This window comes from Streptomyces sp. NPDC048825 (genome assembly GCF_043198355.1).
GTDB lineage: Bacteria > Actinomycetota > Actinomycetes > Streptomycetales > Streptomycetaceae > Streptomyces > Streptomyces xiangluensis.
The window spans coordinates 108,272-129,875 of record NZ_JBICUR010000002.1; the positions used below are offsets into that span (position 1 = coordinate 108,272).

A 21,604-nucleotide genomic window follows, 5' to 3' on the forward strand; every position below is an offset into this window, starting at 1 on the left:
GGCTCGGCGGCTCGGCGGCTCGGCGGCTCTGGGGAACAGCTTGGTTGGGGGGCGGAACTCCCCCTTCGGGTGAGCGAGTTGTCCACAACCGGTCGGTAGTCCACGGGCCGCAGCGGGATTCGGCGCGAAGCCGCAGTCTGGCATCGCAAGCCGAAATCCCGACCGCTGGTGGTGGTTCTCGTGTCGCTACTCCCTTCTTTTCCGCGCCCGTTGGGCACGGACGCGCCCGGCACCTGCGAGGTGCCGCACTTCGCTCCCGTGCGGGTGCGCGGCGGGCGGTCCCAACTGCGACGGCTCGTACGGCACAGAAGGCGAGCCGTGGCCGCGGGGCTCGCCGTGACCGCTGCCGCGCTGGTCGCGGCGGGGCCACGGGACGCCGGCCGGGCGCGGGCACCTTCTGCCAGTGCTCCGCCTGTCACGGCGGAGTCGAGGGTGGCGGGCGCTCCCGCGCAGGAACGACAGGCCGTCGAGATGGTGACGGCGCCGGTGCGGATCGCCGACGGCGCGACGGTACGGCTGTTGCGGCCGGGCGATCGTGTCGATGTCGTCGCGGCTGAGGAGTCGGCGGTGGGCGGCGGTGACGCACGGGTGGTCGCGCGCGGGGTGCGGGTGACGAAGGTGCCCGAGGCCCTGGACGGTGTGGCCGAAGGCGGCGCGCTGGTCGTGCTGTCGGTGCCGCGGCAGACAGCGGTGCGGCTGGCCGGAGCCGGCGCGACCTCACGACTGGCGGTGACCCTGTGCTGAACCTGCTCAAGACGATCACCGGCTGGCTGTCAAGCCCCTCGTTGAAGCTGGGGCGTTGGACAAGGTCGCCACGCCCTGCCGTAGGTTGCGGAGCTGTTCACTCCACAATCGTTGCGGCTGAAGAGGGGCTCCCTGGTGAGCGAGAGCAAGAAGGATCCGGGCGTCTTGGAGGGCTTCAAGACCTTCCTGATGCGCGGGAACGTCGTCGATCTGGCGGTGGCGGTGGTCATCGGCGCGGCCTTCACCAACATCGTCAACTCCGTGGTGCAGGGAGTCATCAACCCCCTGGTGGGCGCGATCGGCACAAAGAACCTGGACAACTACAGCTCCTGCATCAAGGGACCCTGCACAGGCGCCGGCGCCACCGCGGAAGGCGTCCGGATCATGTGGGGCTCGGTGCTCGGCGCGACGCTCTCGTTCGTGATCACCGCTGCCGTCGTCTACTTCCTGATGGTGCTGCCGATGTCCAAGTACCTGGCCCGGCAGGCTGCCCGCCAGAAGGCGAAGGAGGGCATGCACGAGGTCATCGAGGTGACCGAGCTGGAGGTCCTGAAGGAGATCCGCGACGCCCTCGTGGCGCAGCGCGGCTCAGGGCACGCCGAGCGATAGCGCCCACCGCTCGTCAGGTCTGCCGGGCTCAGATGTGGTGGGGCGGCTTCTCGTCCAGGAAGCGGGCCAGGTCCCCGGCACTGTCACCGCTGGGCCGCTCGCCCCACCCGCCGTCCGAGTCGTCCGCGGACTGCTGGCTCAACGGATCGTCGAAGACCAGCGCGGGCTTGCGCGAGTCCCGGGGAGCCGGTGCTACCCCCTGGGAAGGCTCGGCGTGGGGTTCGGGGGCGGGGGTGCTGCTCATGGCTTCAGGGTACGGCCCTGGGGGCGACACTGGGTGCCATGACAGTTGGCACTCTGACAGATGTGGCCGGACTGCGCGTGGGACATTCCACGCGGACCGGCGGTGGTTGGCTGACCGGTACGACGGTCGTCCTGGCCCCGGAGGGCGGTGCCGTCGCAGCCGTGGACGTGCGCGGCGGCGGACCCGGCACCAAGGAGACCGATGCCCTTGATCCACGCAACGTGGTGCGGAAGGTCGAGGCGCTGGTCCTGACCGGCGGCAGTGCGTACGGACTGGACTCGGCGGCGGGCGTGATGGCCTGGCTGGAGGAGAGGGGGCGCGGGGTGCGCGTCGGGCCCGACCCGGCGCACGTGGTGCCGGTCGTCCCGGCAGCCTGTGTCTTCGACCTGGGGCGCGGCGGCGACTTCCGGGCCAGGCCCGACGCGGCGACCGGACACGAGGCGGTGGCAGCAGCGGCCGCGAGCGAGCTCGGCACGCCGGTCCAGGAGGGCTGCGTGGGCGCCGGCACGGGAGCGGCGGTCGGGAGCATGAAGGGAGGGGTCGGCAGCGCGAGTGCCGTGCTCGACTCGGGAGTCACAGTGGCGGCGCTGGTGGTGGCCAACGCGGCGGGGTCGGCGGTGGATCCACTGACGGGGGCGTTGTACGGGGAGCTGCTTCAGGGACGTCTGACGTATCCGGCGAAGGAGGTGCACGAAGCGGCGCGGGCGCGGCTGGCCGAGACCGCGGCGAAGAACGGCGCTCCCCCGCTGAACACCACGCTCGCGGTGGTCGGCACCGACGCGGAGTTGTCGAAGGCGCAGGCGCAGAAGCTGGCGGGGACGGCGCATGACGGCATCGCACGCGCCGTACGGCCGGTGCACCTGCTCAATGACGGGGACACGGTGTTCGCGCTCGCCACGGGGGCGCGTCCACTGGCGGAGGAGAACCCGCTCGCGCTGAACGAAATCCTCGCAGCCGGGGCGGATCTGGTGACGCAGGCGATCGTGAGGGCGGTACGGGCCGCCGAGTCGGTGGAGGGGCCGGGTGGGGTGTGGCCGGCGTACGGGGAGTTGTATGGCGAGTTGTAGTGGAGTCCGGAAGGCAGGGGGGCCTGTGAGCGGGGGCGCGCGGGAAGGGGCGTCTGCCCCCTTCTGACCAGGGGGGTTTGAGGCTGTGTCAGGGCGAGTGGGAACTTCTCACGCGGGTTCTACGTTTTCTGTGCGTACGTTTTCTCGGTTCCCGGACATGATGTCCGGCTGAGGGGCTACGGTATGCACCCACAAGGTGACATGCAGCAACGCCGGGAGAAACCTTGAGCGTTCCGTACGAGACGGCAGCGTACGAGCCACCCGAGTCGCCCGAGTCTCCTGAGGAGCATCTCGCGCGACTCCTCGGCCGCGCCCTGAACTCCTTCGAGCTCTCCGACGAGACGATAGGGCGGCTTGACTGCGCGCTGGCGCACGACAGTTCGCTGCACTCCGCGCACCACAGTGCCGGGCTTCATCGCGAGACGTACCGGCACACGTGGCTGCTTGCCGACGGTTCGGCGCTCACGCTGTGGGAGCTGGTCCACAACACCGGGTCCGGCAGCCATGTGGAGCACGAGGTCTACGAGGACCGAGAGGAGCTGCGGACCGCGACCGCTCGGTTGCCGCTGGCGCCGGACGAGCCGGAGTTCGAGGTGCCGGTCATGGCGCTGCATGCACCGGTTCCTGAGCCTCGGCATGTGTACGTGCTCGATGACTCGGCGGATCATGGGCGCCGGTTGCTGAGGCGGGCCGAGAACGTGGACCGGCCGGGCGAGGAGATGGCCGAGCTGCTGCGGATGGCGTTCGCGCACGAGATCACTCAGGCGTTTGGCCGGCCGTATGGGGGTCGTGGGGTGGGCTTCTCGCTCTACGAGCATGCGTTTTTGCTGCTGGACGGGCGGGAGCTGTCGCTCTGGGAGGTCGAGCACACGGCGACGCCTGATGGGCGGCACGTGTGCGAGGTGTACGTCAGCGAGCACGCTGCGCGGGATGCGATGGAGAGGCGCGCGTCTGCCTCCGGCGGTTGAGCAGGGCGCCTACGGGGGTGGGGATGACAGTCGTGTCGCGGCTGCCAGTCCGTCGTGGCTGGCCGCGCAGTTCCCCGCGCCCCTGAAAACCAAAAGCCTGCGACTCCCGGCGCCCAGAAAAAGCCCGCACCCCCAACTACCCGCAGCCTCCCACCGGCGGGAGGGGACGTGGGCCAGTGCGTCGTATGCCCGTCGCGTAGGTTCTGTCTCAGGTCACTTGCGCGACGCACCGGCCCACGGCCCCGACCCACCACCCACCCAGGGGCGCGGGGCTGTGACATCAGCGGCTCCGCCGCGGGGCGCGACCAGCCACGACAGACCGTCAGACGACATACGTCAGACGCGCTGTGGCCCAGGGCCACAGCGCGTCTCGTGGAAGTCAGGCAGCCACCGGCTCCTTGGCCTTTGAGGCCGCCACCTCCGGCGTCTCGACCTCGCCCGCCGGCTTGGTCTTGCGCATTCCCTTCAGGGCGATCACCAGCCCCGCCGTCACTGCCGTGCCGGCCGCGATGGCCAGCAGGTAGAGGAAGGGCTTGCCGATCAGGAAGGTGACCCAGATGCCGCCGTGCGGGGCGCGCAGGGTCGAGCCGAACGCCATGGTGAGGGCGCCGGTCACCGCGCCGCCGGCCATGGAGGCGGGGATGACGCGGAGCGGGTCGGCGGCGGCGAACGGAATCGCGCCCTCGGAGATGAAGGAGGCGCCCAGGACCCACGCGGCCTTGCCGTTCTCGCGTTCGGCCGTGGTGAACAGCTTCTTGCGGACCGTGGTGGCCAGGGCCATGCCCAGCGGGGGCACCATGCCGGCCGCCATGACCGCCGCCATGATCTTCATCGCCGAGTCGCTGGGCGCTGCCACGGAGATACCGGCCGTCGCGAAGGTGTACGCGACCTTGTTGACCGGGCCGCCGAGATCGAAGCACATCATCAGGCCGAGCAGCACGCCGAGGAGGACGGCGTTGGTGCCGGTGAGGCCGTTCAGCCAGTCGGTCAGGGCCTCCTGTGCCTCGGCGATCGGCTTGCCGATGACCACGAACATCAGGAATCCGACGACCGCCGAGGAGATCAGCGGGATCACCACCACCGGCATGATGCCGCGCATGGGAGCCGGGATGTTCACGCGCTGGATGCCGAGGACGACACCACCGGCGATCAGACCGGCCACCAGACCGCCGAGGAAGCCCGCGCCGATGGTCACCGAGATCGCACCGCCGACGAAGCCGGGCACAAGACCTGGTCGGTCCGCCATGCCGTAGGCGATGTAGCCGGCCAGGACCGGGACGAGGAAGCCGAAGGCCGCTGCGCCGATCTGGAACAGCAGCGCGCCCCAGCTGTCGACCTGGCCCCAGTCGAAGTGCTCGATGACCGGCTTGGCCTCGTTGATCTGGTAGCCGCCGATCGCGAAGCCGAGGGCGATGAGCAGACCGCCCGCGGCGACGAACGGGACCATGTAACTGACGCCGGTCATCAGCCACTTGCGGAGCTTGGTGCCGTAGCCCTCGCCGGGCTCTCCGGTCCGCTCGACCGGTGTACCGCCGGGCTTGGCGGCCGCGGTGACCTCTCCGCGCTCGGCCTTCGCCCGGACCTCGGCGATCAGCGCGGCAGGCTTGTTGATGCCCGCCTTCACGCCGACGTCCACGGTCGGCTTCCCGGCGAACCGGTCCTTCTCCCGTACGGGCACATCGTGCGCGAAGATCACGCCGTCCGCCGCGGCGATGACGGCCGGGTCGAGCCGGTTGAAGCCCGCCGAGCCCTGCGGCTCGACGACGACCTCGACGTCGGGGTTGTCGCGGCCCGCGTTCTCCAGCGCCTCGGCCGCCATGTACGTATGCGCGATGCCGGTGGGGCAGGAAGTGACGGCGACGATACGGAACGGCCGGGCGCCCTCGCCCTCACCCTCGGCGGAGCTGCCGCCCTCCGGAGCCGCGCCGTCCTCGGCGCTCGCACCCGGTGCCGGGGCCGAGGTGTCCGCGGCGGCTTCGGCGGAGGCCGCTCCTGCCGGTCCCGCCGCGGAGTCATCGGTGCTGCCCACCGTGGTGGCGACCTGCGCGGCCACCGCGGGCTCGTTGCCGCGGATCAGGGCGGCGGCCCCCTCCGCGTCCTCCACCGCCCGCAGCGCGGACGTGAACTCGGTGTTCATCAGCTGCCTGGCCAGCGACGACAGGATCGTGAGGTGGGCGTCGTCGGCCCCGGCCGGGGCGGCGATCAGGAAGATCAGGTCGGCGGGCCCGTCCGGAGCGCCGAAGTTGATCCCGGCCGCACTGCGTCCGAAGGCCAGCGTCGGCTCGGTGACGTGTTCGCTGCGGCAGTGCGGGATGCCGATGCCGCCGTCGAGGCCTGTGGGCATCTGCGCTTCGCGGGCGGCCACGTCGGCGAGGAAGCCGTAGAGGTCGGTCACCCGGCCCTTGGCCACCATGCGCTCGGCGAGGGCGCGCGCCGCCGCCTCTTTCGTATCGGCGGACAGGTCGAGGTCGACCAGGTCCGCGGTGATCATCTCGCTCATCGCGGGCTCCTTCGCACGCGTATCGCCCGGGGGAAGACATGGGCGGGGACGGGGGTGTTGCGTTCAGACCGGCTGCGTTCAGACGGGCTGCGTTCAGATGTGTCGCGCTCGACCGTGACCGAATTGCCGGAAATGTCACATGTGCCGAGGTCGGCGGGGAAGGTGGAGGCGGGGCCGGGGAAACCCCGCCTCCCTGTGGCTGCGGCGGGGAAGGGGATGCCCCGCCACTTCAGTGCCGTTCCAGGGGCCGTACGAGGCGTTCGGGCCACAGGGGCCGAACCAGCAGTAGCAGTACGGAAGTTCATGACACCGGCTCCGTGAGTACTCGATCCACCGGAACCGACGACGTGACGGTCACGGCGTCGGGGTCGAGGTCGGCCGGGCCCGGCATCACGCTGCCGGGGAGCTGGACGGCCGCGGCGCCGTGCGCGACGGCGGAGGCGAGGGCGTCGGGGCCACTGCCGCCGGCGATCAGGAAACCGGCGAGCGAGGAGTCACCCGCGCCCACATTGCTGCGCACCGCGTCGACCCGCGCGCTGCCGAACCACACGCCCGAGGCTTCGACGAGCAGCTGCCCGTCCGCGCCGAGGCTGGCCAGCACCGCTCCGGCGCCCCGTTCCCGCAGATCCTCGGCGGCCTTGACCGCGTCGCCGATCGTGGCGAGGGGGCGGCCCACCGCTTCCGACAGTTCCTCGGCGTTCGGCTTGACGACGTCGGGTCGCTCGCGCAGGGCCGCGAGCAGGGCCGGGCCGGAGGTGTCCAGCGCGATGCGGGTGCCGGCGGCGTGCGCTCGGGCGACCAGTGCGGCGTACCAGGACGGTACGAGGCCGCGCGGCAGGCTGCCGCAGCATGCGATCCAGGAGGCGTCGCGGGACTGGGTCCGCACCGTCTCCAGGAGCAACTCCTCTTCGGCAGCAGTGAGTTCGGGTCCGGGCGCGTTGATCTTCGTGAGTACACCGTCGGCCTCCGCGAGCGCGATGTTGGAGCGCGTCGCCCCGGCAACCGGGACCGGCGCGACCTCGATGCCCTGCGCGTGGAGCAAGTCGGCGACGAGGGAGCCCGGGGCGCCACCGAGCGGCAGTACGGCGACGGTGCGGCGGCCGGCGGCGGTGACCGCCCGCGAGACGTTGACGCCCTTGCCGCCCGGGTCCATGCGTTCGCCGGTGGCCCGGATGACCTCGCCGCGGTCGAGCGAGGGTATCTCGTAGGTCCGGTCGAGCGAGGGATTGGGGGTGACCGTGAGGATCATGCACGCACCACTTCCGTGCCGCCGCGCTTGAGGGCGGTGGCGTCTTCAGGGCTCAGCCCGCTGTCGGTGATCAGAACGTCCACATCGTCGAGGGCGCCGAAGCGCGCGAAGTGTTGCTGGCCGTGCTTGGCGGAATCGGCGAGCAGCACTACGCGGCGTGCGGCGGCGATGGCCGCGCGCTTCACGGCGGCCTCGGCGAGATCGGGCGTGGTCAGTCCGTACTCGAGGGAGAAGCCGTTCGTGGCGAGGAAGACGACATCGGCACGGATCTCTCCGTACGCCCGCAGCGCCCAGGCGTCGACAGCGGCGCGCGTACGGTGCCGTACGCGGCCCCCGACGAGGTGAAGCTGCATGCCCGGGTGGTCGGCGAGGCGGGCCGCGATGGGGAGGCTGTGCGTCACGACGGTGAGCATCGCCTCCAGTGGGAGAGCCCCGGCGAGCCGGGCGATCGTCGTGCCGGCGTCGAGAATCATCGTGCCGTTGCTGGGCAGTTCGGCGAGCGCGGCCTGCGCGATGCGGTCCTTCTCGTCGGCCGCGGTGGTCTCCCGCTCGGCCAGATCGGGCTCGAAGTCGAGCCGGCCGGCCGGAATGGCACCGCCGTGCACCCGGCGTACGAGTCCCGCGCGGTCCAGCGCCTTCAGGTCCCGCCGGATCGTCTCGGCCGTGACCTGGAACTCCTCGGCCAACGACACCACGTCCACGCGGCCACCGTCACGCGCCAGCCGGAGAATCTCCTGCTGTCGCTCCGGTGCGTACATGTCCGTTCGCCTCCGTCCATGCCCGAACGTGTGGTTTCACTCGCAGAGTACGCCCGGATTTCAACCATGTAAACGGGGCGGGACGTAAAAGTGGGCACGAACGGACATCCATCGGAAGGGACCAAAAAAGGCAGGGGCATGAGTAGGGGGCACGAGTAGGGCAGGGCGCGGGACAGCCGTCAGGCCCGGCCCCAAGGGGGACCGGGCCTGTGGACGGACCGCGTCGGAATGAACTGGCAGCGTCAGCCCACGAGTTCGGGCTCCTTGTCCGCGGCGGCTGTGGGCGTCGGCTCGCCGCCCTCCACATGCTGGGCCGGCCGCTTCGGCAGGGCGAACATCAGCAGGAAGATGGCCGCCATCACAGCCGCGACCCAGATCAGCGCGTTCTGGAAGGCATCGACAAAGGCCGCGCCCACCTCGGCCCGCGGCAGGTGGTCGGACATCGTGCCGAAGAAGACCACGGAGACCAGGCCGAGCCCGAGCGCGTTGCCCATCTGCTGGACCGTGCTGATGAGGCCGGACGCCGAGCCAGAGTGCTCGCGGGGCACCTCGGAGAGGATCGCGTCCGTCAGCGGGGCCACGATCAGGCCCATGCCGACGCCCATGACCACCAGCGGGAGCGCCATCTGCCAGGGCGCGATGGACAGGCCGTACCGCTCGGACTCCCAGATGTAGATCAGGACACCGAGGGCCATGAGCAGCGCGCCCGCCTGGAGCACCTTCCGGCCGAACCGCGGCGTCAGCTTCTGCACCGAGAGCCCGGCCGCCATCGACACCGCGATCGAGAAGGGGACGCCCGTCAGGCCGGCACGCAGCTCGCCCCAACCGAGGCCGATCTGCATGTAGAACGTCCACACCAGGAAGAAGATGCCGAGCGCGATCCCGAAGACCGTCTGCACCGCGATGCCCGCCGCGAAGCTCTTGACCTTGAAGAGGGAGAGTTCGACCAGCGGCGAACCGTCCCGCGCGGTCTTCCTCCGCTCGTACGCCACCAGCGCCGCGAACACAACGAGCGCGCCGCCCATCGAGACGTAACCCCACATCGGCCAGCCCAGCTCACGGCCGCGGGTCAGCGGGTAGAGCAGCATCAACAGACCGAGGGTGACGAGGGCGACGCCGACGAGGTCCAGCTTGAGGGCGCGCGGAGCCTTGGACTCCGTGATGTAGCGGCGGCCGAGGATCAGGCCCGCGATGCCCACCGGCAGGTTGATGAGGAAGATCGGCCGCCATTCGAGGCCGAACAAGTTCCACTCGGTGAGCAGCGCGCCCAGCAGCGGACCGGACACCGCCCCGAGCCCGACGACCGCACCGAACAGGCCGAACACCTTGCCGCGTTCGTGCGCCGGGAAGGTGGCGTGCACGATCGACAGCACCTGCGGCACCATCAGCGCGGCCATACCGCCCTGGAGGATGCGGGAGGCGACCAGCATCTCGGGGTTCACGGCGAACCCGCAAAGGGCCGATGCGAGCGTGAATCCGCCGATGCCGATGAGGAAAAGGCGCTTACGGCCGTGGATGTCGCCGAGCCGCCCGCCGGTGATCAGACCCGCGGCGAAGGCAAGCGCATATCCGGCCGTGATCCACTGGATCTGGCCGAACGACGCGCCGGCGTCCCGCTGGATGGACGGGATCGCGATGTTGACGATCGTGACGTCGACCAGATCCATGAAGGCCGCGGTCATCACGATGGCGAGGGCGATCCATCGTCGCCGGTCGGCCGTGGCGGCCGCGCTGTTGAGAGGGGTCTCGGTAGAGGTCATGCTTCGAAGTTAGGGGTCTACTAGGTCAGATTCGGTCCTAGTGGTCGGGCATGCTCGAAGAAGCCAAAAACGGAAACGCTGAGAGGGAGACAACGCATGACCACCGACACCCCGGCCAGGCTCCTCACGCTCCTCTCCCTGCTCCAGACCCCGCGTGAATGGCCCGGCGGCGAGCTCGCCGACCGGCTCGGGGTCTCACGGCGGACCGTACGGCGGGATGTGGACCGGCTGCGGGAGCTGGGGTATCCCGTGCAGGCGACGATGGGGGCGGATGGCGGGTACCGGCTGGTCGCCGGCAAGGCCATGCCGCCGCTCGTGCTCGACGACGAGGAGGCGGTGGCGATCGCGGTCGGGCTACGGGCCGGTGCCGGGCACGCCCTCGAGGGCGTCGACGAGGCCTCCGTGCGGGCGCTCGCCAAGCTGGAGCAGGTCCTGCCGAGCCGGTTGCGCCACCGGGTTTCCACGCTTCAGGCCGCCACCACTCCCCTGACCAGCGGGGACGGGGCGAGCATCGCGCCCGAGACGCTGACCGTGATGGCCTCGACGGTCGCGGGTCATGAGCGGCTGCGGTTCGCTTACCGTTCGGGGGACGGCACGCCCTCGAAGCGCCTGACCGAGCCGTACCGTCTGGTGTCGACCGGCCGCCGCTGGTATCTCGTCGCGTACGACCTCGACCGCGAGGACTGGCGTACGTTCCGCGTCGACCGGGTCAGCGAGCCCTTCGCGACCGGCGCGCGATTCGCGCCTCGCGAGCTGCCGACGGGGAGCGCGGCCGAGTATCTGCGGCAGTCGATGTACCGGCGGCAGGAGACGTATGAGTTCGAAGTGACGTTCGCGGCTCCCGCGGAGGTCATCGCGGCCCGCCTGCCCAAGTGGCTCGGCACTCCCGAGCCTCTTGACGACCAGAGCTGCCGGCTCCGGGCCGCCGTCGGCGACCAGGTGGAGTGGATGGCGGTGCGGCTTGCGATGGTGGACTGCGAGTTCACGGTGCATGAACCGGCGGAACTGGTCCAGTGCGTACGGGACTTGGGGGGTCGCCTCAGCCGGGCGGCCGACGAAGGGCCACCCCGGACCTGAACCCCGGGGTGACCCTGTGGACACATTGTGTCACGAGGGTGGTCGCAACGGCCCCTGCCGGCTGAGGGGAAGTGGTGAAGTCCGGCCAGGACAGCGCCCCTTCAGGGGCGCGGGGCTGTATCAATTTGCGGCTCCGCCGCGATGGGGGTCCCCCCGCTCATGGGAGTTCCCCCGCTCGAGCGAAGCCGAGGGTGCGGGAGCGACCAGCCACAACGAACCCGCAGCTCCAACCGGCCGCCGGCAGGGCGAAAAGGTGGAGCCGAGCCCCGGCGCCAGGGGGAGAGGCGCCGGAGGCTCGGCTCTGGGGAAGTCCCGGCGCCGGGGGGGATAGCGTCGGGACTTGGTCCTGGGAGCCCTGGGGGCTTGTGCCCGGGCTCGGGCGGTTGATGCGGGCGCGAACGTTCTTGTGTGCGACCCATCGAGCGGCGGCCCCTGCGCGTTACGCCGCTGCGTCGAACCCGGTCTGGCGGGCCAGCTTCTTGAGCTCCAGCAGCGCGTGCTTCTCGATCTGGCGGATGCGCTCGCGGGTGAGGCCGTGCTCCTTGCCGACCTCGGTCAGCGTGCGCTCTCGGCCGTCCTCGATGCCGTACCGCATCTTGATGATCGAGGCCGTGCGCTGGTCGAGCCGCCCGATGAGGTCGTCGAGCTCCTCGCTGCGCAGCAGTGTGAGCACGGACTGCTCGGGTGAGACCGCCGAGGTGTCCTCGAGCAGGTCGCCGAACTGCGTCTCGCCCTCGTCGTCCACCGACATGTTCAGCGAGACCGGGTCGCGGGCCCAGTCCAGCACGTCTATGACGCGCTCCGGGTTCGAGCCCAGCTCCGCGGCGATCTCCGCGGGCTCCGGCTCCCGGCCGTGCTCGCGGTTGAACTCGCGCTGCACTCGGCGGATCCGGCCCAGCTCCTCCACCAGGTGGACGGGGAGCCGGATGGTCCGCGACTGGTCGGCGATCGAGCGTGTGATGGCCTGACGGATCCACCAGGTCGCGTACGTCGAGAACTTGAAGCCCTTGCGGTAGTCGAACTTCTCGACCGCGCGCACCAGGCCCGCGTTCCCCTCCTGGATCAGGTCGAGGAGCGGAAGGCCACTACGGGGATAGCGGCGGGCGACCGCGACGACCAGGCGAAGGTTGGAGCGGATGAAGATGTCCTTGGCCCGCTCGCTGTCGGCCACCAGCGCCTCCAGCTCCTCGCGGGAGGCGTCGACCTTGGCGTCGGTCACCTCGCCGTCGAGGATCTGCTGGGCGAACACACCCGCCTCGATGGTCTGGGACAGCTCGACCTCCTTGGCGGCGTCGAGCAGCGGTGTACGCGCTATCTCGTCGAGGTACATGCCGACCAGGTCACGGTCGGCGATCTCGCCCGCGCGAACGCTGCGTACCGCGTCGGTCTCGCCAGTGGCGGACTTGTGACGGGCGACGGCACGGGTTGCCATGCGTGCTCCCTTGCGTGGTGGGCTTGCGGGTCGTCTATGGGGGTTCGGCCACCCTTCCGGGTGCCCTGCTTCCGATGGAAACAACGACTGGAATCCGGACAGAATTCCCAACCCGCCCCTCAATTTTTCTGATCTTGCAGTACCCTGTGCCGCCACAAAGGGAGGCCAGATGTCGTCGGAACGTACAGAGGTGCTGGTCAGGCCAGGAGTCGAGGGTGACCTCGTCGCTCTCACCGACCTCTACAACCACTACGTACGCGAGACGCCCATCACATTCGATACCGCGGTCTTCACTCCGGAAGAGCGCCGCCCTTGGCTGCTCTCCCACCCTGAAGACGGTCCGCACCGCTTGAAGGTTGCCGTAGAGGTGGACTCACAGCTGATTCTGGGTTACGCCACATCCAGCCTTTACAGAATGAAGCCCGCCTACGGCACCTCCGTGGAGGTCACCATCTACCTCGCCCCCGACGCGGGCGGACGCGGCATCGGCACGCTGCTGTACAAGTCCCTGTTCGAGGATCTGGCCTTGGAGGACCTGCACCGGGCGTACGCGGGCATCACCCAGCCGAACGAGGTGTCCGTACGACTCCACGAGCGCTTCGGCTTCCGGCACGTCGGCACGTATCGCGAGGTCGGGCGGAAGTTCGGACGGTACTGGGACGTGGCCTGGTACGAGAAGGAACTCTAGTGGCGCTTCCCGTACCGGGAACACCCCTCAGCCGAACTGCACCGACCGCTTGGCCATGCCCACCCAGAAGCCCTCGATGACGGACTTCTGGTCCTTCAGTTCGCCCACCGCGTCCGCCGCACCCATGGTCACGAAGAGAGGGGCGAAGTGCTCGGTGCGGGGGTGGGCGAGGCGGCCCGCCGGGGACTTGTGCTCGAAGTCGAGCAGTCCGTCGATGTCACCGGCCTCCAGGGCCCTGCGCCCCCAGTCGTCGAACTCGCTCGACCAGGAAGGGACTCCGCCCGTGTGCCGCAGGGCCGCGAGGTTGTGCGTGAAGAAGCCGGAGCCGACGATCAGGACGCCCTCGTCGCGCAGAGGTGCCAGCTTGCGGCCGATGTCCATCAGACGGACCGGGTCGAGCGTGGGCATCGAGATCTGGAGCACGGGGATGTCGGCGGCCGGGAACATCTCGACGAGCGGGACGTACGCGCCGTGGTCGAGGCCGCGGTCGGGGATGTCCTGTACGGGGGTGCCGGGGGCGCGCAGCAGCTTGCGTACGGACTCGGCGAGCTCGGGAGCGCCGGGAGCCTCGTAACGGACCCGGTAGTAGTGCTCGGGGAAGCCCCAGAAGTCGTAGACGAGCGGGATGGTCTCGACCGCGCCGAGGGCCAGCGGGGCCTCCTCCCAGTGGGCGGAGACCATGAGGATCGCCTTGGGGCGCGGCAGGCCGGCTGACCAACCGGCCAGTTCGCCGGGCCAGATGGGGTCGTCGGCCAGCGGCGGGGCTCCGTGCGAGAGGTAGAGCGCGGGCATGCGCTGGGGGACGGAACGCTCCTCGGTGGCGGCAGACATGGCGGCGACTCCCTTCCAGTGACCTTGACACTTGACCTTGTACTTTAATCCTCAACTTATCTGAAAAGGACAATAGCTCTCATTCGTTTAAAATTCAAGAAGGCGTCCTCTACAGTAGGTACATGGACACGGCACACATTGAAGAGCCGCGCTGGCTCAGCGATGAGGAACAGCGCGTCTGGCGTGCGTATGTGCACGCCACCGCACTCCTTGAGGATCATCTCGACCGTCAGCTCCAGCGCGACGCGAAGATGCCGCACATCTACTACGTTCTGCTCGCGTGCCTCAGTGAGGCACCGCACAAGCGGCTGCGGATGACCGAACTCGCGATGAAGATGAAGATCACGCGGTCCCGGCTCTCCCATGCCGTCGCCCGGCTGGAGAAGAACGGCTGGGTGCGGCGCGAGGACTGCCCCTCGGACAAGCGCGGACAGTTCGCGATCATTACGGACCAGGGCCTCTCGGTCCTGAAGCAGGCCGCGCCCGGTCACGTCAACGCCGTCCGCCATGCCGTCTTCGACCGGCTTTCCCCGGACCAGCAGAAGGCCCTCGGCGAGGCCCTGCAGATCATCGCCGAGGGGCTGGAGCCGGAGGACGCGGGCGCGGATTTGCCCTGGCTTCGTTAAGAGGCTCGCTCGTTCAGGGCATGAATCTGCCCCGGCTCCACCGCTCATGGAGCCGGGGCAGATCCCGGATTCGTACGTACGAAGTCGTCCCCACCACTGCGTACGTACGAGGGTCAGTGGGTGACCCCGTGGCGTCCCGTCAGTGTGCGATCACCGGGACCGGCAGCTCGTCCTCGGCTTCGTCGCCCGTGCCGGCGGCCGTCGCCGACATGTCGGGCTTGCCGGCGTTGACGAGGGTGACGACGATCGCCGCGGCGAGCACCAGCATCCCGACGGCGAACCAGATCGCGTTGGTGTAGCCGTGCACCTGGCCCTGAAGCTGGACCAGCTGCTGCTGGGAGCGGGAGGTCGCGGAGCCGATGTTGTCCGCGATGTAGGAGGTCGTGGCCGACGCGGCGATCGTGTTCAGCAGGGCCGTACCGATCGCACCGCCCACCTGCTGCGAGGTGTTGACCATCGCGGAGGCGACACCGGCGTCCCGGGGCTCGACGCCCAGGGTGGCCAGGGACATGGCCGGCATGAACGCCGTACCCATACCGAGACCGAGCAGGAGCATCGCCGGCAGGATGATCGAGGCGTACGACGAGCCGATCTCCAGCTGCGTCATCAGGAGCATGCCGACCGCCGCGACCAGGAAGCCGGGGCCCATCAGCAGCCGCGCGGGAACGCGGGTCATCAGACGCGTGCCGATCTGGGTCGAGCCGACCATCATGCCCACGATCATCGGCATGAAGGCGAAGCCGGTGCTGATCGGCGAGTAGCCCTTCACGATCTGCAGGTAGTAGGTCAGGAAGAGGAACGTGCCGAACATCGCGATGATCGCGATACCGAGCGAGAGGTACACCCCGCCGCGGTTGCGGTCGGTGATGACACGCAGCGGCAGCAGCGGGGCCTTGACCTTGGCCTCGGTGACGACGAACGCGAGCAGCAGGACCGCGGAGGCGACGAACATGCCGACGGTCACGGAGTCGCCCCAGCCGTCGGACTCGGCGCGGGTGAAGCCGTAGACCAGCGCGACCAGGCCGAGGGTGGACAGCAGGACACCCGGGATGTCGAGCGGGTTGCGGTTGCGGCCGCCCTCCGGCTCACGGATCACGAAGTACGCGCCGAGCGCCGCGATGATCGCGAACGGGATGTTGACGAAGAACGTCCAGCGCCAGTCCATGTACTCGGTCAGGACACCGCCGAGGATGAAGCCGACGGCGCCGCCGCCACCGGCGATCGCACCGTAGATGCCGAAGGCCTTGGCGCGCTCCTTGGCGTCCGTGAACATCACGGCGAGCAGGGAGAGCGCGGCGGGCGCGAGTAGTGCGCCGAACACGCCCTGGAGGGCGCGGGCGCCGAACATCATCGCCTCGTTGGTGGCCGCACCGCCGAGCGCGGAGGCCGCGGCGAACCCGATCAGGCCGACGACGAAGGCCCGCTTACGGCCCCACAAGTCGGCGATACGGCCGCCGAAGAGGAGGAGACCGCCGAACGCGAGGGCGTAGGCCGTGACGACCCACTGCCGGTTGCCGTCCGATATCCCCAGGTCCTGCTGGGCGGAAGGCAGGGCGATGTTCACGATGGTCGCGTCGAGCACGACCATCAGCTGGGCGAGCGCGATGAAGACGAGCGCTTTCCAGCGGTTGGGATCGGAAGCCGGCGCCTTGGAGGCGGTGGCCTGGTCTGTTTCAGACATGGGGGTACCCACTTCGGGACTTCGTGACGGAAAAAGATGTCGGAAAGGGACGGCTCCCCCGGCGGTGACGTCCCCGTCGACGTCTTTGCCGGTGGCGGCCGGAAGCTTGGTGCTCTAGTGACTGGCTTGGGGCGCCGAACTAATCGGTCGGGCCTAATCGGTCGGGACTAATCGGTCGGGACTAATCAGTCAGGCTCGTCGCAGGTCCTCCATGGTCGCGGCCGTGCCCGGCAGTTCGGAGCGGGCCGGCGCCCGCAGACCGTCCAGGAACAGCTGCAGGTGTCGGTGGACGAACCGGTCGTGGCTCAGGCATCCGGTACCGGCCGGGGGCCTGCTGAGCTGGGCCACGGCGATCATGATGTCGCCGACGCCCACGTCGGGGCGGAGCTGCCCGGCCACGCAGGCGCGCTCCATCAATCGCTCGGTCAGGTCTTCGATGCGCTGGCGCGCGGCTTCCAGATCCGGGTGGTGCCGGTCAAAGGTGCTGGAGACCATCGGGCAGAGCGCGGTGATCCGCTCGTCGGCGGCGGCGTGCACGAAGCGCGACAGTGCCTCGAACGCGTCGCCGGTCTCGGCGAGCTCGCGCTCGGCAGCCTCCGACGTACGGTCCATGACCGAACAGACGACCTCCCGCACCAGTGCGTCGCGGTCCGGGAAGTTCCGGTACACCGTGGCATTGCCGACGCCGGCCCGGCGGGCGATCTCGTCGAGCGGCACGTCGGGGCCGAACTCGACGAACATCTCCCGGGCGGCGGTGACGATCCGCTCCCGGTTGCGCAGGGCGTCGGCGCGCGGCCGTGGTGCCCTGCGCTGCACGGGGGTTGCGGTCTGCACGGCGTACTCCTGAGTGCTGATGTATCGCGATCCGGGGAGGGACTCCCCGTTTCGCGCGGACACAGGTCTAAACGGGGAGACGCTCCCCGGATATTTCCCGCCTGAGGAGATTTCCTGTGATCCGAGTCACAGCCTCTCCTGGATGAAACCCACGTTCGGTCTCCTCCAGCGCGCGCCCGATCGGCAGGCGGAACAGGGTGATCGAACAGGGTGCAGCCGGAGACAGCAGGCTGCCTGGAGCGAAAGGCCCCCTGCATGCAGCCCTCCAGCCGTCGGATACGTACGCGCCGCCGTGCCGCCGCCCTCGCCTCGGTGACCCTGCTGACGCTGGTGGTCAGCACCTCGGCGGACAGCGGCCGGCTGCCGCCCGGTTCGGCGACGGCGGCGGGACCGGTCGCGACGGCTCGCCCGGCGGCGCTCGGCCCCTGCATGATCAGCGGCGCGGTGGACGTACAGCTGTCGGAAGGCATACCGACCCCACCCGGCTACGCCCGCTCCACCGGCACCGTCCGGGCCCTGAACCTCATGGTCGACTTCTCCGACGCGCCCGGCAGGGGCAGCGCGCTCGACCGCTACCGCGAGTTCTTCCCGCAGACCACCCGCTGGTTCCGCACCAGTTCGTACGGCCGTCTCGACTACCGCCCCGCGGCCCCCGTCCGCGACTGGCTGCGGATGCCCAAGCCCTTCAAGGCGTACGGGATAGAACGCGGCGCCCCCTTCGATCCCGCGTACCGGAAGCTGGTCGAGGACCTCGTGTCCGTGGCCGATCCGAAGGTGGACTTCAAGGCGTACGACCTGCTGAATGTCCTGGTCACCCCGAACGCGGGCCCCTCCGCCCTGGACACCGTCCTGTCGGTGACCTTCGCGGGCAACGCGGAGGCGCCGGTCGCCGACGGCGCGCCCGTCGCCAACGCGTCCTTCATCTACAGCCGCCAGGACGACGGCTCCGGCTCGTACGACAAGACCGGCTATCGCGTACTCCCCCACGAGAACGGCCATGTCTTCGGCCTGCCCGACCTCTACACCCAGGACGGGGGCGGGGCGGTCGGGCACTGGGACATCATGAGCGAGGACTGGGGCGTCGGTAACGATCTGCTGGCCTGGCACAAGTGGAAGCTCGGCTGGCTCGACGACGACCAGGTCGCCTGCGTGACCGCACCCGGAACTACCGAGCACGTCCTGACCCCGCTGCCCGAACGCGGCGGCCGCAAGCTGGTCTTCGTACCGATCGACGCGAAGAGGGGGTACGCGGTCGAGCTGCGCGCCCCCGGAGGCAATGACGAGGACGTCTGCAAGTCGGGCGCACTCGTCTACAAGGTGGACGCGGACGTCGACACCGGGCACGGCCCCATCAACGTCGTCGACTCCACCAAGGACAGCGGGGGGTGCACGCGCAGCCCGAACGTACACGCGGAGTTGTCGGATGCGGCGTTCGGGCCGGGGCGGCAGTTCAAGGACGCGGGGGCGGGGATCCGGATCCGTGTCGGGGAAACCGACGGGGACGGGAATCAGCGGGTGTACGTCACGCGCCGGTGACGGGTGTGCGCCGGGCGCCGGGCGCCGGTGACGTGGTGCGGCTCCGGTTCGGACTCGGGTGGCTCCTGCGGGGCTCGTCGGTGCTGGGCGGTGGTTACGGTGTTCCGGACACCGTCACGGAAAGCCGAGAACCCGAGAGCCCATGCCATCGACAGACCTCACGCCGGCGCCCGGCGGCCCCGATGTCGGCGCGCCCGCGCCCGCGGAAGCCGTCGCCCCGCTGATGCGCGGGATCGCCGTGCTGCGCCGGCTCACCGAGGCGGGCGGGACGTCGAGTCTCAGCGGCCTGGAGCGGACGACGGGCCTTGCCAGGTCCACTGTCGACCGGATCGCGGCAACGCTGGAGCGCATGGGGTACGTACGCCTCGACCGGCGGGACGCCATGCTCGCGCCGCGCCTGATGGAGCTGGGCAACGCGTATCTGTCCGCGCTGCGGCTGCCCCGGCTGCTCGACGCGCGGGCCGACGCGCTCGCGGACGAGCTGGACGAGTCGGTCTCGCTGGCGGTCGCCGACCGGGACGGGATCCGTTTTATCCACCAGGCGACCCGACGGCGGGCGATGTCGCTGAGCTTCCGTATCGGCGATCTGCTGCCCGCCGAACGCACCGCGCCGGGGCCGCTGTTCGCCACGGAGTGGGACGAGGAGCACTGGGCGCGGTGGCGCGAGCGGCGGGCGGCGGATCCCGAGGACCGGGGCTTCCCGGCGTTGCCGCCCGCTGAACGTCCCACCGCGGACAAGGAGTTCGAGGAGCGGACACGGGAGACGGGCGAGCGTGGGTGGGCGCTGGACGACCAGCTGATCGAGCCGGGTCTGGTCGCCCTCTCCATGCCCGTACGCGATCACGGCAGTGGGCGTATCGCGTGTGTGGTGAGCGTGGTGAGTCACACCAGCCGGCACACGGCGGACTCGCTGCGGGAGACGTTGCTGCCCCGGTTGCGGGAGACCGTGCGCGCCATGGAAGGGGATCTGCGCGCCGGTCTGCGGGAGGCCCCTGCAGTGCCTCCGGCCGCTCCGTCGGGACTCGCGGTCTGGACGGGGGCGTCGAAGCAGGAGCTGGGCCGGGAGTTCGTCGAGTCGCTGGCGCGCGGGCTGACCGTGCTGACGTCGTTCGGCGAGGGGCGGGCCGAGCTGACACTCACGGAGGTCGCGCGGGCCACCGGGCTCGCGCGCGCGACGGCCCGCCGGGCGCTGATCACCCTCGAGCACCTGGGGTACGTCACCTCGCGCGGGCGGACCTTCGCGCTGACGCCCCGCGTCCTGGGCCTCGGCTTTCCACCGCTGTCCCGCACGACGCTCCCGCAGATCGCGGCACCGCACCTGGCCGAACTGGCGGGCCGCCTCCACGACTCGGCGTCCCTGGCGGTCCTGGCAGGCGACGAGATCCAGTACACGGCGCGCGTCGCCACCAGCCGCATCATGAGCGCCAACATCACGATCGGCACGCGCCTGCCCGCGTACGCGACCTCACTGGGCCGCGTCATGCTCGCGGACCTGCCCCCCGCCGAACGCCCCACACCCACCGTGCCCGCGCTGACCCCGCGCACGATCACGGACCCTTCCTCACTGGCGGCCGTCCTGGACCGCGTACGAAAGGACGGCTACGCCCTGGTCGACGAGGAACTGGAGGAGGGCCTGCGCTCCATCGCGGTCCCGGTCCGCGACCGCACGGGCACGGTGGTGGCAGCGGTGAACGTCGCCATGCACAGCTCGCGACGCACTCCGCAGCAGTGCGTCGAGGAGGCACTGCCGGAGCTGCGCGCGACGGTGGACGCGATCGAGGCGGACTTGCGGGTGGCGGGGCGGTTCACACGGGTACCGGCGTCCTGAGTCGGCCTGGTTCGCACTGGAGTTTGCGGCTCCGCCACCTAGTCACCCCCGACGTCTTCGCCGCCGCGGTCGATGCTCTGCACTCCGCTTCCGCGGGCACTCCCGTCCGGTGAGGGGGACACACTCGCGCCGACGGGCGGTGCGATGAACCCTTTGTCACTAAATGACGGCATCAACCGCTGAGCTTGGCGCTCCATGTCCGTCACCCGCGCCGGCATTTCGCCTATGAGCCAGATCACACGTGCAGGGGTAGCTGTTCACATCACTTAATGCCAACCTGTCACTAAGTGACGCAACGGGGTCGTGGCTCGTCCCCAGACGAACCCGGAAGAGCTGATCACCATGAAGACCACAACCTTCCCAGAGACGGCGACCGACATGCAGGCGAAGCGGACGACAGACGATCGGAAGCAGGCGTCGGCCCTCGACCGGGCCGGAGGCACCAAGGGGCTCGTGTACTCGGCGCTGCCCGTCGTGGCGTTCGTCGTCGCCAACAACGTTCGCGGGCTCAAGGTGGCGATCATCGCCTCCGTCGCCCTCGCGGTGGGCATCGCCGCAGAGCGGCTGACGCGCAAGGAGTCGATCCAGCCGGCGCTCGGCGGACTGTTCGGCGTCGCGATCGCTGCCGGCATCTCCTGGTACACCGGATCCGCCAAGGACTACTTCCTCATCGGCATCTGGGGAAGCCTGGCCGGTGCCGTCCTCTTCCTCGCCTCCGTACTGGCCCGGTGGCCCCTGGCCGGTGTGCTCTGGAACTCGGCCACTGGCAAGGGCAGCATCTGGCGCGCGGACAGGCACTCCCGGTTGTACTACGACGTCGCCACCCTGGTCCTGGCCTTCATCTTCGGCGCCAGGTTCGTCGTCCAGCGGTACCTCTACGAGGCCGACGAGGTCGGCTCGCTCGGCTTCGCCAAGCTCGCCATGGGCTACCCGCTCCTGGCTCTGGGTCTCCTGGTGGTCGCCTGGGCCGCCCGGTGTTCGGACAAGAGGCTGAAGGCTGTCGGCCTGCGGCACGCCGGGCGCTCCTGACCTGCGTATCCCCCGATCAACCACCGTCCGCGTGCCGGACAGGCCGCATGCCGGTGCGTTCGGCCGCCGGTGCACGTACCGGCCCCCCACCCAGTTCTCCGTGGACCCGTCTCTGATCTGAGTTTGGAAAGCGCAATGAATCC

The 21,604-nt window shown here is 69.9% G+C and carries 19 protein-coding genes; 10 read left to right on the plus strand and 9 right to left on the minus strand.

The window, feature by feature from the left end:
- Positions 1-180 precede the first annotated feature (180 nt).
- A complete protein-coding gene (locus ACGFNK_RS05800) occupies positions 181-744 on the plus strand; it encodes a hypothetical protein (RefSeq protein ID WP_393412332.1) in 564 nt (187 codons plus the stop codon).
- A 135-nt stretch (positions 745-879) separates the two neighbouring features.
- Positions 880-1,353 carry a large conductance mechanosensitive channel protein MscL gene (mscL, locus tag ACGFNK_RS05805; RefSeq protein WP_393412334.1) on the plus strand — a complete coding sequence of 158 codons (474 nt, stop codon included), beginning with the start codon at positions 880-882 and terminating at the stop codon, positions 1,351-1,353.
- A gap of 28 nt (positions 1,354-1,381) precedes the next feature.
- Here the strand turns inward: mscL and ACGFNK_RS05810 are convergent, their stop codons facing one another.
- Positions 1,382-1,597: a hypothetical protein gene (locus ACGFNK_RS05810; RefSeq protein ID WP_393412336.1), complete on the minus strand. Its 216-nt coding sequence runs from the start codon at positions 1,595-1,597 to the stop codon at positions 1,382-1,384.
- 38 nt (positions 1,598-1,635) lie between these two features.
- Here ACGFNK_RS05810 and ACGFNK_RS05815 point away from each other — a divergent pair, with 38 nt between their 5' ends.
- Both ACGFNK_RS05815 and ACGFNK_RS05820 read left to right on the plus strand, forming a co-directional pair.
- Positions 1,636-2,664 carry a P1 family peptidase gene (locus tag ACGFNK_RS05815; protein ID WP_393412338.1) on the plus strand — a complete coding sequence of 343 codons (1,029 nt, stop codon included), beginning with the start codon at positions 1,636-1,638 and terminating at the stop codon, positions 2,662-2,664.
- Positions 2,665-2,888: 224 nt separating this feature from the next.
- Positions 2,889-3,632 (plus strand): DUF6227 family protein, encoded by a 744-nt coding sequence (locus tag ACGFNK_RS05820; protein WP_393412340.1) that lies wholly within the window; start codon positions 2,889-2,891, stop codon positions 3,630-3,632.
- Between the two features lie 379 nt (positions 3,633-4,011).
- On the opposite strand, the gene ACGFNK_RS05825 is transcribed toward ACGFNK_RS05820, so the two are convergent.
- The 4 genes from ACGFNK_RS05825 to ACGFNK_RS05840 form a co-directional block, all read right to left on the minus strand.
- Complete coding sequence (locus ACGFNK_RS05825; RefSeq protein WP_393412342.1) at positions 4,012-6,132, minus strand: fructose-specific PTS transporter subunit EIIC; 2,121 nt, start codon at positions 6,130-6,132, stop codon at positions 4,012-4,014.
- A 301-nt stretch (positions 6,133-6,433) separates the two neighbouring features.
- Positions 6,434-7,381, minus strand: a complete 948-nt coding sequence (gene pfkB, locus ACGFNK_RS05830; RefSeq protein WP_393412344.1) for a 1-phosphofructokinase — start codon at positions 7,379-7,381, stop codon at positions 6,434-6,436.
- Positions 7,378-8,139, minus strand: coding sequence for a DeoR/GlpR family DNA-binding transcription regulator (locus ACGFNK_RS05835; RefSeq protein ID WP_393412346.1), 762 nt, complete (start codon positions 8,137-8,139; stop codon positions 7,378-7,380). The genes pfkB and ACGFNK_RS05835 overlap by 4 nt, the downstream gene beginning before the upstream one ends.
- Positions 8,140-8,381: 242 nt before the next feature.
- On the minus strand, positions 8,382-9,899 hold the full coding sequence (locus ACGFNK_RS05840) for an MFS transporter (protein ID WP_393412348.1): 1,518 nt from the start codon (positions 9,897-9,899) through the stop codon (positions 8,382-8,384).
- 96 nt (positions 9,900-9,995) lie between these two features.
- Here ACGFNK_RS05840 and ACGFNK_RS05845 point away from each other — a divergent pair, with 96 nt between their 5' ends.
- Complete coding sequence (locus ACGFNK_RS05845) at positions 9,996-10,976, plus strand: helix-turn-helix transcriptional regulator (protein ID WP_393412350.1); 981 nt, start codon at positions 9,996-9,998, stop codon at positions 10,974-10,976.
- Between the two features lie 439 nt (positions 10,977-11,415).
- Here ACGFNK_RS05845 and ACGFNK_RS05850 read toward each other — a convergent pair whose 3' ends face one another.
- Positions 11,416-12,408: a sigma-70 family RNA polymerase sigma factor gene (locus tag ACGFNK_RS05850; protein WP_344394821.1), complete on the minus strand. Its 993-nt coding sequence runs from the start codon at positions 12,406-12,408 to the stop codon at positions 11,416-11,418.
- 169 nt (positions 12,409-12,577) lie between these two features.
- On the opposite strand from ACGFNK_RS05850, the gene ACGFNK_RS05855 reads away from it, so the two are divergent.
- A complete protein-coding gene (locus tag ACGFNK_RS05855) occupies positions 12,578-13,096 on the plus strand; it encodes a GNAT family N-acetyltransferase (RefSeq protein ID WP_393412352.1) in 519 nt (172 codons plus the stop codon).
- A gap of 27 nt (positions 13,097-13,123) precedes the next feature.
- Here ACGFNK_RS05855 and ACGFNK_RS05860 read toward each other — a convergent pair whose 3' ends face one another.
- Entirely contained in the window at positions 13,124-13,927 is an 804-nt protein-coding gene (locus ACGFNK_RS05860) for a dioxygenase (protein ID WP_393412354.1), read from the minus strand.
- Between the two features lie 122 nt (positions 13,928-14,049).
- On the opposite strand from ACGFNK_RS05860, the gene ACGFNK_RS05865 reads away from it, so the two are divergent.
- Positions 14,050-14,553: a MarR family winged helix-turn-helix transcriptional regulator gene (locus ACGFNK_RS05865; RefSeq protein WP_393412356.1), complete on the plus strand. Its 504-nt coding sequence runs from the start codon at positions 14,050-14,052 to the stop codon at positions 14,551-14,553.
- 139 nt (positions 14,554-14,692) lie between these two features.
- On the opposite strand, the gene ACGFNK_RS05870 is transcribed toward ACGFNK_RS05865, so the two are convergent.
- Both ACGFNK_RS05870 and ACGFNK_RS05875 read right to left on the minus strand, forming a co-directional pair.
- The gene (locus ACGFNK_RS05870) at positions 14,693-16,234 is read right to left on the minus strand and encodes an MFS transporter (RefSeq protein WP_386354171.1); all 1,542 of its coding nucleotides are present in this window, start codon (positions 16,232-16,234) and stop codon (positions 14,693-14,695) included.
- Between the two features lie 189 nt (positions 16,235-16,423).
- A complete protein-coding gene (locus ACGFNK_RS05875; protein ID WP_393412358.1) occupies positions 16,424-17,068 on the minus strand; it encodes a TetR/AcrR family transcriptional regulator in 645 nt (214 codons plus the stop codon).
- Positions 17,069-17,323: 255 nt separating this feature from the next.
- On the opposite strand from ACGFNK_RS05875, the gene ACGFNK_RS05880 reads away from it, so the two are divergent.
- From ACGFNK_RS05880 to ACGFNK_RS05890, 3 genes are all read left to right on the plus strand, one after another.
- Positions 17,324-18,604 (plus strand): M6 family metalloprotease domain-containing protein, encoded by a 1,281-nt coding sequence (locus tag ACGFNK_RS05880; protein WP_393412360.1) that lies wholly within the window; start codon positions 17,324-17,326, stop codon positions 18,602-18,604.
- 142 nt (positions 18,605-18,746) lie between these two features.
- On the plus strand, positions 18,747-20,432 hold the full coding sequence (locus tag ACGFNK_RS05885) for an IclR family transcriptional regulator C-terminal domain-containing protein (RefSeq protein WP_393412362.1): 1,686 nt from the start codon (positions 18,747-18,749) through the stop codon (positions 20,430-20,432).
- Between the two features lie 342 nt (positions 20,433-20,774).
- A complete protein-coding gene (locus tag ACGFNK_RS05890; protein WP_393412364.1) occupies positions 20,775-21,461 on the plus strand; it encodes a DUF3159 domain-containing protein in 687 nt (228 codons plus the stop codon).
- Positions 21,462-21,604 lie beyond the last annotated feature (143 nt).

Excerpts from the sequence above, each read along its gene's own strand:
- ACGFNK_RS05810 (WP_393412336.1), bottom strand. The coding sequence starts at position 1,597 with ATGAGCAGCACCCCCGCCCCCGAACCCCACGCCGAGCCTTCCCAGGGG.
- ACGFNK_RS05815 (WP_393412338.1), top strand. The coding sequence starts at position 1,636 with ATGACAGTTGGCACTCTGACAGATGTGGCCGGACTGCGCGTGGGACAT.
- ACGFNK_RS05825 (WP_393412342.1), bottom strand. The coding sequence starts at position 6,132 with ATGAGCGAGATGATCACCGCGGACCTGGTCGACCTCGACCTGTCCGCC.
- pfkB (WP_393412344.1), bottom strand. The coding sequence starts at position 7,381 with ATGATCCTCACGGTCACCCCCAATCCCTCGCTCGACCGGACCTACGAG.
- ACGFNK_RS05835 (WP_393412346.1), bottom strand. The coding sequence starts at position 8,139 with ATGTACGCACCGGAGCGACAGCAGGAGATTCTCCGGCTGGCGCGTGAC.
- ACGFNK_RS05840 (WP_393412348.1), bottom strand. The coding sequence starts at position 9,899 with ATGACCTCTACCGAGACCCCTCTCAACAGCGCGGCCGCCACGGCCGAC.
- ACGFNK_RS05845 (WP_393412350.1), top strand. The coding sequence starts at position 9,996 with ATGACCACCGACACCCCGGCCAGGCTCCTCACGCTCCTCTCCCTGCTC.
- ACGFNK_RS05850 (WP_344394821.1), bottom strand. The coding sequence starts at position 12,408 with ATGGCAACCCGTGCCGTCGCCCGTCACAAGTCCGCCACTGGCGAGACC.
- ACGFNK_RS05855 (WP_393412352.1), top strand. The coding sequence starts at position 12,578 with ATGTCGTCGGAACGTACAGAGGTGCTGGTCAGGCCAGGAGTCGAGGGT.
- ACGFNK_RS05860 (WP_393412354.1), bottom strand. The coding sequence starts at position 13,927 with ATGTCTGCCGCCACCGAGGAGCGTTCCGTCCCCCAGCGCATGCCCGCG.
- ACGFNK_RS05865 (WP_393412356.1), top strand. The coding sequence starts at position 14,050 with ATGGACACGGCACACATTGAAGAGCCGCGCTGGCTCAGCGATGAGGAA.
- ACGFNK_RS05870 (WP_386354171.1), bottom strand. The coding sequence starts at position 16,234 with ATGTCTGAAACAGACCAGGCCACCGCCTCCAAGGCGCCGGCTTCCGAT.
- ACGFNK_RS05880 (WP_393412360.1), top strand. The coding sequence starts at position 17,324 with ATGCAGCCCTCCAGCCGTCGGATACGTACGCGCCGCCGTGCCGCCGCC.
- ACGFNK_RS05885 (WP_393412362.1), top strand. The coding sequence starts at position 18,747 with ATGCCATCGACAGACCTCACGCCGGCGCCCGGCGGCCCCGATGTCGGC.
- ACGFNK_RS05890 (WP_393412364.1), top strand. The coding sequence starts at position 20,775 with ATGAAGACCACAACCTTCCCAGAGACGGCGACCGACATGCAGGCGAAG.